This window comes from Cytophagales bacterium (assembly GCA_033344775.1).
In the GTDB taxonomy this organism is placed as follows: domain Bacteria; phylum Bacteroidota; class Bacteroidia; order Cytophagales; family Cyclobacteriaceae; genus JAWPMT01.
In genome coordinates, this window is sequence record JAWPMT010000005.1 from 1,089,056 (window position 1) to 1,103,347 (window position 14,292).

Annotated in this window: 5 protein-coding genes; 3 read left to right on the plus strand and 2 right to left on the minus strand. The window is 44.9% G+C overall.

Going from position 1 to position 14,292, the window contains the following annotated elements; genetic code table 11:
- Positions 1-2 precede the first annotated feature (2 nt).
- The 3 genes from R8G66_22100 (at position 3) to R8G66_22110 (ending at position 9,839) form a co-directional block, all read left to right on the plus strand.
- On the plus strand, positions 3-3,956 hold the full coding sequence (locus tag R8G66_22100; protein ID MDW3195082.1) for a response regulator: 3,954 nt from the start codon (positions 3-5) through the stop codon (positions 3,954-3,956).
- A 168-nt stretch (positions 3,957-4,124) separates the two neighbouring features.
- Positions 4,125-8,270, plus strand: coding sequence for an SdrD B-like domain-containing protein (locus R8G66_22105; protein MDW3195083.1), 4,146 nt, complete (start codon positions 4,125-4,127; stop codon positions 8,268-8,270).
- Positions 8,271-8,522: 252 nt separating this feature from the next.
- Positions 8,523-9,839 (plus strand): cytochrome P450, encoded by a 1,317-nt coding sequence (locus R8G66_22110; protein MDW3195084.1) that lies wholly within the window; start codon positions 8,523-8,525, stop codon positions 9,837-9,839.
- Positions 9,840-9,841: 2 nt separating this feature from the next.
- On the opposite strand, the gene R8G66_22115 is transcribed toward R8G66_22110, so the two are convergent.
- Together R8G66_22115 and R8G66_22120 are read right to left on the minus strand one after the other, a co-directional pair.
- A complete protein-coding gene (locus tag R8G66_22115) occupies positions 9,842-10,930 on the minus strand; it encodes a PAS domain-containing sensor histidine kinase (GenBank protein MDW3195085.1) in 1,089 nt (362 codons plus the stop codon).
- 243 nt (positions 10,931-11,173) lie between these two features.
- Entirely contained in the window at positions 11,174-14,152 is a 2,979-nt protein-coding gene (locus R8G66_22120) for a TonB-dependent receptor (GenBank protein MDW3195086.1), read from the minus strand.
- Between the last annotated feature and the right edge of the window lie 140 nt (positions 14,153-14,292).

Genomic DNA, 14,292 nt, shown 5'->3' on the forward strand with positions numbered 1-14,292 from the left:
GCATGAGCCGCCAACTCCTGACCTGCCTACTACTACTCATGCTCTCCTGGGCCTTGCAGGCTCAGGAACCACCCCTGGAAATCAAATCTATTGGGTTACCACTCATTGAAAATTTTGGTACTTCGGATTATGATGCGGCAGTAAATAATTATGATGTCATCATCGGTGACGATCAACGAATCTACTTTGGCAATGAGGAAGGGGTTTTGATCTACGATGGACAGGAATGGACCAAAGTACCACTCCCTAATCAGGGAGCAGTTTATTTCTTCACCAAAAGTGATGATGGGACCATTTACGTGGGAGGCGTCACTGAATCGGGATATTTGCAACCAAATGAAAATGGGGTAATTACCTACCATTCACTGAATGAGACGATCCATGGCGATTCCATCCCTGGTTCCGTCAGGGTAGTAACAAGAGTGGAAGATCAAATCGTTTCACTAAGCTCTACGGACATTGCTTATATCAACCCTGAGACCAAAGAGGTGGTCAATTTCACCAAACAGCGCTGGGTCAATGACAACTGTTACTCGCTCTTTTCTGAAGGCTACTACAGCGTATGTGGAGACGAAATATATGTCCTGAACAAGGATGGCTGGAAATTCCTTAGGAAAGGAACCATCGCTCAATTCTATGAAAAATCACTGGTCGGTCCGGTAACAGTCAATGGCAGAAAATTGATGGTCACCAAGAATGGCTTTTATGATTTTGATACCGATGAACAACTCCCAATCAACTCACAAGTCAAAGACTTTCTCAAGAACAATTTTGTTTATCGGATCAACCTACTCTCCAATAACTACCTGGCCATCTGTAGCTGGAGCGGATTATTGATCACAGATCTATCCGGGGAACCCATCCAATTCATCAACAAAGCAATGGGACTCACTGATGACTATGTTTTTGGAGTGGCCATGGACAACTCAGGTGTGCTTTGGGTAGCAACTTATAATGGGATCAGTAAAATCACCTTGAACTCAAGATTCTCATATTTGGATAACGCATCGGGCGGACATGACGGTATAGTCCATGACATGACTTTATTCAGCGGACAACTATATTTTAGTACAATACAGGGCACTTTTCGCGGATCATGGAATGAATTAGGCGACCCTTTTCTGGATCAGAAATTCACACAAATCGACGAAAATATTGGGCACTATTTTTTTCAATCAGATGAGACTTTATTCATGACCTCTGAACTTGACGGAAGTCTGGTGATGAATAAATATGGCAAATTCGAAACGATCGAGGATCTACCCAAAAGAGTTTATTGGACGGGATTCAAATTCGAAGCATCCGATGATGTATTGTTGGGTGGATTTGAAGGCTTTATGGTCCACGTGAAAAACATGAATGGTCACTGGAAGGCCACTGAGGAGTTTGACCCCATCTTTAACAGTGTTGAGTTCATTATTCAGGGCGAGGGACAAGATATCTGGGCAAGTGGAAAGGCCGATGGACTTTATCGACTGGTTTACGATGTTGAAAATCAGGTCATTCTGGATGAGAAAAAGTATGGAATAGTAGATGGTCTACCAAGCAACCAGAACAATTACGTTTTTCGAATAGATGGGCAGCCTTACTTTGGAACCGAGAAGGGCATTTATCGGTACGATAAGATCAGTGATCGAATTGTACCAGATCCTGCTTTAATTGAACTTACTGGAGAAGAACCCATACGTATCATTCGAAAGGAAGGAGAAGATATCTTTTACTTTTCAGATCAACTCTATTTGCTACAAAATTCACAAGGTGCGTATATCAAAAAAGCTTTCCCTGGACTCGATTACAAGAAATACTCACCAATGAGCATAAGAGTGATCGATAATGAAAATGTGCTGGTGGGAAGTGCCAATGGCATGGCACACCTCAATCCGAAACTCAAACCAGTTTCTAATGCGTTTCATAGTCAAATAACAAGCTTCAGGCATCTGGATGTCGATACAGTATTATTCGGGGGATTTGGCCAAAAGCCTCAACTAATATTTGCGCCAAATCAAAACTCGTTTCGCTTCAAATTCACCACAGATTTCCATCAGGGAACTTCCCTATTTAAGTGGAAGCTTCAGGGTTTGGATGGTGCCTGGTCCAACTGGTCTGAGGAAACCAGCAAAGACTATACAAATCTTCCCCACGGACAGTACACTTTTCAAGTACTATCCAGAAATACTTATGGACAGGAAAGTATACCCGCAACGATAGAATTCTCTATACTGCCACCCTGGTATTTAACGCTATGGGCCTATTTCCTATATGTGATCATAGGATGTGGAACCATCTATGGGATCATTGCACTATATGCTACAAGACTTAAATCAGAAAACAGGAAATTGGAGGAGAAAGTAGCTTTAAGAACCCAACAATTGCGTAAACAAACAAAAGAACTCCAAAATCAGAACGACCTGAAGAAGCGTTTTTTTGTCAACATTTCTCATGAGCTAAAAACACCACTAACCCTCACACTCGGCACACTTACCAGGGCACTCAATCATTCTTACGGTCACTTGAGTACGAACCTTGAAAAGAACCTGAAGGTATCATTTAATAATGCGGAAAGACTCCTAAAAATGGTCAACAGCATCCTGGATATCTCCAGATTGGAAAGCGGTAATATGCAACTAAAAGCCTCTTTGGTAAGACCTGCAGCTATTATTGAAAAAGTTTTGGCTTTTTTCGACTCCAAGTTCCTCAACAAAAGCATTCAGCTAGAAAAAGAATTGCTACAGGATGAAGAAATCTATCTGGATTCGGACAAATTCGAAACCATGCTCATCAATCTGATTGCGAATGCATTCAAATTCACCCCCGAAAATGGTGTGATTCGCGTTCAAATGAGTACGACAGCAGAGCACGTTAACATCACGGTAAAAGATTCCGGTCAGGGAATTCCTGAACAAGACTTACCTTTTGTCTTTGACCGGTTTTATCAGAGTCCTTCCGTTAAAAGTGGCGAAGGCCTCGGCGTTGGCCTTGCCCTAACCAAAGAGCTAATGGACCTGCATCATGGAGAAGTAGTAGTGACCAATGAATATGGCGCCAAGTTTGTCTTGAGCTTCATGAAAGGGAACACACATTTGAATGAGAACGAAATTGCTCTGGAAAATGAAGTGATGACCAGTGAGTTGGCTAGTAAATATCACTTGAATGAGTCCTCCGTTCCCGCACCGGAAATTGGAAATAAAGAGGAAGACCGGCCACATATTTTAATTGTAGAAGATAATCCTGAAATGCAGGCCTTCATCAGCGAATTGCTTGCCAGTCAATTCAATGTCTCCAGTGCCGCTAATGGCAAACAGGGATTGGAAATCCTGAAAGAAGTTACACCTGATCTGATCATCAGCGACTACATGATGCCAGAAATGGATGGTCTCCAATTCGCTACATTAGTGAAGCAATCCGGTAAATTCGCTTTCGTACCTTTCATATTTCTCACCGCCAGAACGGATGAAGAAGACAAACTGGAAATACTCAATCTTGGTGTGGACGATTATTTGTTCAAACCTTTTAACCCTCAGGAATTGCTTGTCCGGGTGACCAATCTGCTATATGCCCGGCGCGCACGACAAGAGTACATCGACGAGGAAGGTGTAGAAGCAGATGAAATTGAATGGAAAGATTTTCAGTCCGATTTGAGAACGCACCTCGACCAATACATCGATGAACACCTGGATGCAGAAATCACCACAGAACAGCTCATAAATGCCACGAAACTCAGTGAAAGAAGCTTGTATAGAAAAGTCAAATCGAACACCGGCTTATCCCTGCTAGGCTATGTGAAAGAATACCGGCTGAGAAAAGCCCGAATCATGCTTGAAGAGCAAAAATTTATGACTGTATCCGAAGTGTCCTATGCTGTCGGATATAAATACCTTAGCCATTTCACCAAAAACTTTAAAGATCGATTCGGCAAACAACCTTCCGAGTATTTCCAGGAAGGAAAGTTCATCTAAAAATTGATCCGACATATATTGGAGTATTCCATTATGGCAAGGAGCTATAAATCGTGGCAGGCTCATGATAGGGTTGGCAGTCCGATGACAACATTGGCAAAACAGTCTTAACAGTCAATAGAGGTCCTTTATCACATTTGTTTCCATAGAATCCAACCATAAATTCCTATGAAAACAAGGTTTACTAATACAAACAAGACCTGGCTATCGATGGTCTTTTTCCTGATGCTAATGCTATTCGCGAAAAGCATCTCCGCTCAGACGCTGACCATTGATCCCATTGCCAACATTACCGTACAGGCAGATGCAGGACAATGCGGAGCCAACGTCTCCTTCGACATCAATGCTTATTACGCGACAGATCCTAACAGTGGTTTCGATCTTGGAGGTACCCTGAACGGCCACACTTATTTTGTTACCAACACAAGCATTGGCAAGTTCTGGCCTGATTCAGAATCCACTGCACAAACTTTTGGAGGTCACCTGGTCGCAATCAACTCGCAAGAGGAAAATGATTTCGTGAGAACCCTCACCAACAATACTTTCTGGATCGGCTTGAACGATTTGGATAGCGAAGGCAACTTCGTCTGGTCCAATGGTGATCCAGTTTCTTACACCAATTGGGGGGCTGGAGAGCCAAACAATAACAACAACGAAGATGTCGTTGAAATGTCTCCTGTTACAGGCTTATGGAACGATGCCAAAGTAGGAGGAGTAACGATCACTTATATCATGGAGTTGGGAGACATCTCAGTTACTTCCTCTGTCGCATCAGGTACATTCTTCCCGGTAGGCACTACACCTGTAATCGTCACGGCTACCGATGAGTCAGGCCATACCATCACACAGTCTTTCAATATCACGGTACATGATACGAAAGCTCCGACGGTCTTCACACAAGACCTGATCAAAAACCTGGATGCCGGAAATTCCGGAAGAAAAGGACAAGTAACAATCACACCTGAAGAAGTGAACAATGGTTCATTTGATGCCTGTGGCATAGCTAGCATGACGCTGGATCAATCGCTATTCGAATGTGCTGATCTGGGTGCGAACACCGTTACCCTAACCATAACGGACCTGAATGGAAATACTGCTTCCGCCACAGCCACCATCACCATTCAAGATGTAACCTCACCTGAAATCCTGGGACTTACAGATGTTATCGTAAGCGCTGCACCTGGAACCTGTGAAGCGACGGTTAATTATACCGCCAGTGTCAATGACAATTGCATTGCCGCACCCCGATTTGTACCAGGATTTACGTTCGGAGGCACTCATGACGGCCACACCTACTTCGTAGCAAACGAAGCCAATTTTTGGCCTGAAGCTGAATCCATTGCTCAATCATTTGGTGGGCATCTGGTAGCGATCAACGATGCAGCTGAAAATGAATTCGTGAGGACCTTAACCGCTTCCACGATTTGCATCGGACTCAATGACCTGGATCAGGAAGGTACTTTTAAATGGACAAACGGCGATCCGGTCACCTACACCAATTGGGGTGTTGGGGAGCCAAACAACAATAACAATGAGGATGTAGTCGAGATGTCTTCGGTCACCGGATTATGGAACGATGCCAAAGTATCAGGCGTAGTACCCACCTACATTTTGGAATTCAACACTCTGCCTATGCAATTTGAGTATTCTATCGCAAGTGGCTCCAGCTTTCCAACAGGAAGCACGGAAGTAACCTTTAGTGCAACAGATGGGTCCGGAAATTATGCTGAAACGAGCTTTACCGTAACCGTAGAAGACAATGAAGCGCCAACAGCCGCAACAACAAATATTACCCTTAACCTGGATGCCAGCGGACAGGCGTCCATTGAAGTGGATGATATCGATAATGGATCGATTGATGGCTGTGGCATTGCCAGTCGTACACTGGACAGAACGTCCTTTGATTGTAGCGACCTGGGTGAAAATACAGTTATCCTGATTGTAGCAGATTCCAGTGGCAATGTTAGTACGGCATCTGCGCTTGTGACGGTAGTAGACGATACACCTCCTGCAGTGACAGGCTTAACAGATATCACCGTCAATGCCGAACCTGGCACTTGTAGCACATCCGTCAACTACTCTGCGCTTGTATCGGATAATTGTTCGTTAGTCGTGCCGTCCTTTCCCGGATTTGAATTCGGAGGCACCTTCAATGGACATACCTATTATATCTCGACCATCCCGAACTTTTGGCCAGAAGCTCAAGCAGCAGCTCAGGCGATTGGTGCAAATCTGGTGGCAATCAATGATGCGGCTGAAAATGAATTTGTTCGCACATTGACCAGCTCTACCATTTGGATTGGCCTGAATGACCTGGCCAGCGAAGGGAATTTCGTTTGGTCCAATGGAGAGTCGGTCACCTACACCAACTGGGGCCCCGGAGAACCCAATAACAACAACAATGAGGATATCGTGGAAATGTCTGCTATCACCGGACTTTGGAATGATGCCAAAGTATCAGGAGTAGTTCCTACCTACATCGTGGAATTCAATAGTATTTTGGTCGGAGATTACTCCATTCCTTCTGGTAGTGACTTTTCCGTAGGAACGACGGAAGTGACTTATACGATCTCAGATCTATCTGGGAATACGGCTACTTCAACTTTCAATGTGACGGTTGCAGATGTTACTCCTCCTACAGCCATCGCCAAAGACCTAACCATACAACTAAATGAGTTTGGAGAAGCAATCGTCAGCCCGGAAGACTTGAATAACGGAAGCTTCGATACCTGTGGCGATATTGATAGCCTGGCCATCATTGGGCAAAACACGTTTACTTGTGACGACCTGGGCAGTACGGTGTTAGTCACACTGGAGGTCACCGATGCTGCAGGGCTTTCCAACACCGCACAGAGTACGCTGACCATCGCCGCGGATAATATTCCAGACCTGGATAATGATGGCATGCCGAATGTTTGTGATACTGATGACGATAACGACGGTATTCCAGACGAATTTGATACCTATCCATTGGACGCTACCAATAACAACGCTGGCACAGTCGCTTCCTTCCTTTGGGAAGACCTGGATGGCAATGGCGTGCAGGACAATTTGGAACCTGGCATGGGTGGGATCACCGTCAATTTGTTAAACAGAGATGATTCCCTGATCGCCACGACGGTATCTACCCCTTCCGGTGTAGCCTATTTCTTCGACGTTGTTGAAAACAGGGTAAAAATAGAAGTGATCCGACCAACGGACCATGGGCTTACTTTCAGAAGACAAGGCCTGGATACCAAGCAGGACAGTGATATCAATCGCCGCAGTGGGATTTCACGAGCCTTTGTAATTCGTCCTGGAGAGATTGTTGATGATGTGGATGCCGGACTATGGCTGCCTGGGTCTGCAGAAGCTTTTGTTTGGGATGACCTGAATGGCAATGGTTTGCAGGATGCGGGTGAACCAGGAATTCCTAACATAGCTGTAACGCTCATGGACATTGATTCGCTGGTACTCGACCAGGCAGCAACCGATGCTTCAGGCGTGGTGACCTTAAATGGTGTTCCCGCCGATCGACGTGTAAGACTTACCCTGACCAAACCCACAGATCATGCATTTACATTGAGAGATGAAGGGATTGATGATTCGATAGATAGTGATTTTGGGAGAAAAGGCAGATCTGCCGCATTCAAAGCCACTCAAAGCCAACAGATCCACACGTCAATTGACGCTGGACTCTGGTCTCCAGGAACAGTACAGGTATTTGTCTGGGACGATTTGAACAGTAATGGCTTACAAGATGCTGGCGAGCCTGGCGTATCAGGCGCATCAGTGAATTTACTGACCCGAAAGAATGCAGAAATCACACAAGCCACTTCTGACTTCAATGGCATTGCTACCTTGAATGGCGCACCTGCGGATATCGCCTTAAAGATCGAAGTTGATGCACCAACCGGTTATGCTTTCTCCTTGCTTGATGCAGGAACAGACGATACCATCGATAGTGATGTCAACCGCAGGGGACGGTCCAGGGCCTTCCGGGCAAGTCGCGGAAATGAGCTCATGACCAACACAGACGCAGGCCTGATCAACAATACGGCCACCCGATTGATTCAGGAAGACCTACCTACGGAATTCACTGCCATGATCTATCCCAACCCAAATACCGGATGGTTCAAAGTGAATATCACCGGACTGCAATCGGACGGAGAAGCTCTGCTCTATGACCTTAAAGGCAACCTGATCCAATCCAGGGAGGTCCTGGCCGGTAACAATGAAATTGCAATGGGTCAGGATGGATTAACACCGGGTATTTATTTTGTTCGGATCAAGACTGACGATCAGCTGATCATCAAGAAAATGAAAGTCCACTAGCCGCCAGGCAACCGCGAGGGCAGGGAAACGGTCAATGGCCGTTTCCTTTTTTGTGCCTTTACCTTAGAGCATCAAACCATTACTTCCTATTCAAACAACTCAACAATGATCGGCAGCAAAAAGGTGTCTTGCTTTTCAATTTCAAAATGAGGTATTGCGGATCTGTCGGCGGCGGCATTTTACTAAACGATGCAAAAGCTTTACATGTACAACACATTAATGCCTATGACCGATGCCTTATTTTAGCCACGTATGAGTCTCCCGAAAGCGTTTCCCGACCAGGGAATATTTAAGAATCTTAAGATTTTCCAGCTAGACCCTATTGGCTACATGGAAAAAGCCATCAGGAAAGGTGGTTCTCCTGTAGACCTGCATTTGCCCATGGGAGATTTTGTGTTACTCAATGATCCCAATCAATTTTCGGAAGTGTTTCTCAATGAACGGGAAAACTATCAAAAAAGCAGGGGTTACAAGGAAATCGCACATGTATTGGGTAACGGATTGCTGACAGCCGAAGGTGAAGAATGGCATCTCCAGCGCAAGATGCTGCAACCATCCTTCCATAAAACTGAACTAAGAAAACTGATCCCTGCCATCTGGCACACGGGGGAACACTATTTGGAAAGCATAAAGAATGGGCAATCTCTTCGTTTGGATACGGAGATGAGTGGCCTGACCCTGACCGTACTCATGAATTCGCTGATCCATTATCAGCATGAAGAGTTGATCCAAAAAATGGGCCAGCACATTGTTTTTAGTCAGGAATTCATTGTAAACCGGATCCGAACACCTTTTAAATGGCCCTTGTGGATACCAACGAGGGACAACAAGGGCTACCACCAAATGATGCGCGAAACCAACGAATTGATCCAGCAATGTGTTGATTCGCGTAAGGCAGATCCCAATAAGATCGAAGACATCCTCACGGTGCTGATGGAGCAGTATGATCCTGAAAGGGAATTTGTTCAGATCAGGAACCAACTACTGACTTTACTCATCGCCGGTCATGAAACTTCTGCTATTGCCCTTACATGGACCATGCATCTACTGGGCCACCACCCGGAAATCCAACGAAAGGTATTTGAAGAGGTAAAAAAGATTCAAGCACTCGCAGATATCGACTTGATGAATTACACAGGATTGGAATACACGCACAAGGTGATCAAGGAATCGCTGCGATATTATCCGCCGATTTGGAATGTTGTTCGTCGGGCCATCAAGCCTCACCGTGTTGGTGGTTTTGAGATACAGAAAGGAAAGCAGCTGATGCTCAATGTTTATCTTCTCCACCGAAATGAACAATACTGGGAACGGCCTGAAGTCTTTGATCCGGAACGATTTACCCATGAGAAAATGCGTGAATTTCACAAATTCCAATACTTGCCGTTTGGAGGAGGTGGCCGATTCTGTATTGGCAACAACTTCGCGATGTATGAAATCTTGTTACTCTTGACTCAATTTGTGCGATCATTTGAAATCAAGTCACTTTCCCCGGAAAAAGTACCCTTTAACCCCTTATTGACCTTGAGGCCAAAAGAAACGATCGAGGTGAAATTGATAAAGAGATGAAATCAGGGCATGAATTGCTTTGGAATTTCCACAAAAAAGGTAGTCCCTTGACCTTCCTTCGTTTCAAACCAAATGTTTCCCCGGTGCAGGTCGACTATTTTCTTGGCAATAAATAAACCCAGGCCATTAGAAGGCTCTCCGCTTGTCCCAGGTCGTCCCGAGGCAGGATCAGCAAGAAAAATGGAGGCGTGGAGTTCTTCGGGAATCCCTATTCCCCGATCTTTTACCGAGAAGCACACATGTTCTTTATTGATGGTGGCGGAGAAGGTAAGCTTCGCTCCTGAATCTGAAAACTTGATAGCATTTGACATCATATTGTCCAGTACCCTGACCAACTTGTACTGGTCCCCTTCAATCAGTGTCGACACTTCCGGGAATTGGCATCGCAAGTCGATTTCCTTTTCAGTTTGCGACAATACCTCATATTTCTTTTTTAACCTGGTGAGGAAGTTCGCCAGGTCAAAAGGGAATATTTCTAATTTCATGGCATCCCCGAGATCATCAGAAGCCCCCAAATGTTCCATCAGCAGGCGGCTCGCATTATCATGCACTTCACTCAATAGATCGATCAACTCTTGCACGCTTGCTTCAAATGAATATTCTCTGAGTAAAAGCAACGCTCCTGCCATTTGTGCAAAGGAGTTCCTTAAATCATGAGACATCAACCTAAGTGTTTTGGAACGAGTTTCTTGTAAATCAAACAACTCACTTTGAACCCGCTTTCGATCAGCAATATCTCTAATGATAGAGACGATCATCGGATGACCTTCCATACTGACAAATTGCGAATGGACTTCTACTGGAAACTCTTCGCCTGCCTTATTCTTATGCGTCGTTTCGAACAGGACGTTACCATGCTTACAAATGTTTTCAATGAGATCCGGCACTTTGCGAGGATGGGCATTGATCATGGAAAAGTCCGCATGAAGGATTTCCTTAAGTTCATAACCATAGGATTTCCTAAACGAATCGTTAATCATCAACATCTTATGGAATCTATATTGATCATCCACCTGATATATCAATATGGGATCCAATATGTGATTGAAAATGGCTTTGTAACTATTGAATAGAAAATTGGGTTCACTCATGAAATTTCATTCAAATAAGTATCCTTTCCCCTTTCTGGTCTCTCAATTGAAATGGATGCTTAAAAAACAGTCAGTCCCGCCTATTACTTACCCTGATCACCTGCCTTTACTAGCCAACTGAAGCAAGCCTCAACAACAGTTGGAAATTTAAAGCATAATTATTTGCCAACTCAACCGTTCATCCTGAACATGAAAAAAGGCCGCTCAAATGAACGGCCTTCTCATCTTCTTAAGTGCTATTCTTTAAAATTCGTATTTGATCTTAGCCAGCATTCTTCTGCCAATGAATGGCATGTTCTGATAATATCTGTACTCATTATTGAACAAGTTCGTAGCAGTAACATCTACCTGTATTCCGAAATCAAACTTGTATCCTACTCCAGCATCTACCAGATTTCGATCTCCGGTATCACCGGAAAACTGTCCTGCAATCGGATTGAAGGAATCGTCATGTTGGAAGGCTACATTGGCACGAATTCCAAATTCAGGTGTGTAGTTTGCGCCCAATCTGAATTTATTCTTCGGTATGTTCAGACTGCTTGGCAGCTCCTGTCCACTGGCATCTCCGCGTACCGTCTGCATGAAATCGGTTCGGTCCACTCCGGAGTAGTTTCCAAAGAATGAAAGGTCCGCATTCACGTAGTACTCAATACCAAGATCCCAGCCATAGTAAGTTCTTGAATCAAATGTACGATAACCTGCCGCCAGGTGTGTGATACCATCACCCTGAGGCACTTGCTCTGTCTCTACAGTCGCATGGAATGGCAATGCAGCCATCAATTGTGCCAGGGTCAATCCTCCAAAAGCAGCTGAAGGAGTATTCAACGCAGCATTTCCTGCATCGGTATACGCGCCATTAATAACCGGTCCGAGAGAGGCCGCAGTAGCCGTAGCAGTAGCTTCATCCAGTCCGGCTGCCTGTAATGCGGCAATGAGTGCTGGTGTAAACAATCCTTCCGCATTGTTACCAAGATCTGTACCAAGACCATCAATGCCTAACAAAGCAAAGGCAGGTGAAATCGCCGTAAACTGGGAATTACCGTCTTCTGTTACACGATAGAGATCGACAGATACACCAATTTTATTATTGAACACCCCTTTGTATCCGATTTCCCAGGTATCCTGAGTTGCAATCTGTGAAATAGGTGCAGTTTGCAGACCAAGTGGTGATCCATCAAAAATGTTGAATCCAGGAGAAAGTGTTCCGCCAAATCCAATGGAGGCCGGATTAACGGCACCCAAAGCAGCCGCAACGGCATCTACCAACGGGGCAGTCGCTGGGTCTGCAGCGAGTGCAGCCAGGATGCCGGCAATAACCGCATCATTTAAGCTTACTCCGGGAGCTGCTTCCTGCCCCAGGATCACAGCCAATGGCAATCCAGCCCCTTCAGTTCCATAAGGAATGCTAGGGATCAGACCGGTAAACCAATCGATGGTCGCATTATCACTGAAGGTCTGTTCTGATTTATTTCCTTTCAACCAAACATCAAAAGATCCTGGAATTACACCGGATAGTGGAAAGTCAATGTTCAGCTGAAGGTTAGAAACTGTAGTAGTAGATCGATTGTAAGAAGCACGGAAGGTATGATTAGGTGCCGCCTTATATACCAATGCTGCTCTCGGAGAGAAGGCCCCGTCATCGATGAAGTTGAAACGATCGTAACGTGCCGCAGCTACCAGATCAAATTTGTCACTGAGGACAAACTTACCCTGTACGTAACCTCCTACCACACTAAAGTCATCATCTTCTTCCTGACGACCGTATACAAATCCTTGTGTATCCTGACCGGCAAACCGGTAATCAAATCCAGCCGTCCAGTTGGCATTCAGCAAATCAGGTGTATCAAAATTATACTGTGCTTGTGCCTCAAACTGCGTTCTTGCAATTGAAGTATTCAAACCAGTCTGATAAAGGAAGGTTGGTGCTTCGTCAGAACCTCCATCATTGGACACGCCGAAAAATTGCACGAACAATCCGCCGATCTGAGCACGCGCCTGGCCCCAATATTCGGTTGCTTGTGCTAATCCTTCACCTTGCTCGTTGTAGAACACAGAACTGGCCTGATTGAATCCTCCAGAGACATTGATCGTCATGTCATCTTTTGGACGGAATTCTAAAGTTGTTGCCAATTGCGCATTGAACCAATCATCTGCCATCGGGTTTCCATCTCCATCAACATCCAGATTACCTCTCAACAAGGTACCTGGTGCTGTCTGGTCCACCACTCCCAAGCTATTAATTGTTGGTGAGGTCACCGTATTTTGGAATCGTGCGATCTGAACCGCATCATCTGCATTATCAGGATCTAAGGTAAATTCATCTCCTTGTCGGTACTGACCAGTAATCTTAAAGCCGAATTTGTCGCTGATCTTGGTCCCGTGACGGAAAGCACCACCCCAGGTGTTCAATTCGCCGCCAACCAGTTCTACAGCTGTACCAGGTTTATCGATCGGGCTCTTGGTAATGAAGTGTACGACACCTTGTGTCACACCTGGTCCATAAAGTGCGGAACCTGCACCACGAACGATCTCTATCTTGTCTATATCCAGGCCGTTAATCCCTGATTGGTCCGTTTGAAAGGTACCAATACCCGGACCGATCAAGCTTCGATAATCCATGATTGGGAAGACGGATGTTCCGAAAAGCCCTGAACCGCCCCGCATAGAAATATTGATTCGGTTAGCCGATTGTTGTTGCACCTGAACTCCGGCTACATTGATCAGGTTTCTGGTAACATCTGTCGGGTTGGGGGTAGCTTCCAAACTTTCAGCTGATAGTACGGAAACCGAAGCAGGCGCTTCTTGCACTTTTTCACGTCGACGTGACGCAGAAATCACCACTTCCTGTCCCAGCAAAAGACCAGCATCCAGCGGCACGGCAAGGTTAGTAATATTCGAAGAGTTGATCGAAAGCGTTTTAGTAGCAAAACCTGTAAATCTGATCTCTATATCATAAGGAGGGGGTGTATCGGATGATAATTCGAAAGAACCATCTATGCCTGTGATGACACCCTGGGTAGTTCCCTTGACTACCACAGTGGCACCAACAAGGGGTTCACCGGTACTTCCATCAGTGACTTTACCCGAAACGACACTTTGCGCCATAGAAGTGAGACCGAAAAGAAATAATAATAGAAAAGAAAAAATGTTCCTGGTGGGAAGACTTCCCGACCTGGCATTGGGCCATACAGACCCTGTTTTTGTAAAGGGTTTTACAATCATTATAATCAGGTTTGGTGTTAATATCGAGATCTTCTAATCCTCAATTCCGGGCATAAAATCACGTAACTTCGAATTGAAAATCATAGAAAGATAACCTTTAATATATTCTTATCACAGAAAGATGATATGCAATATTTTAT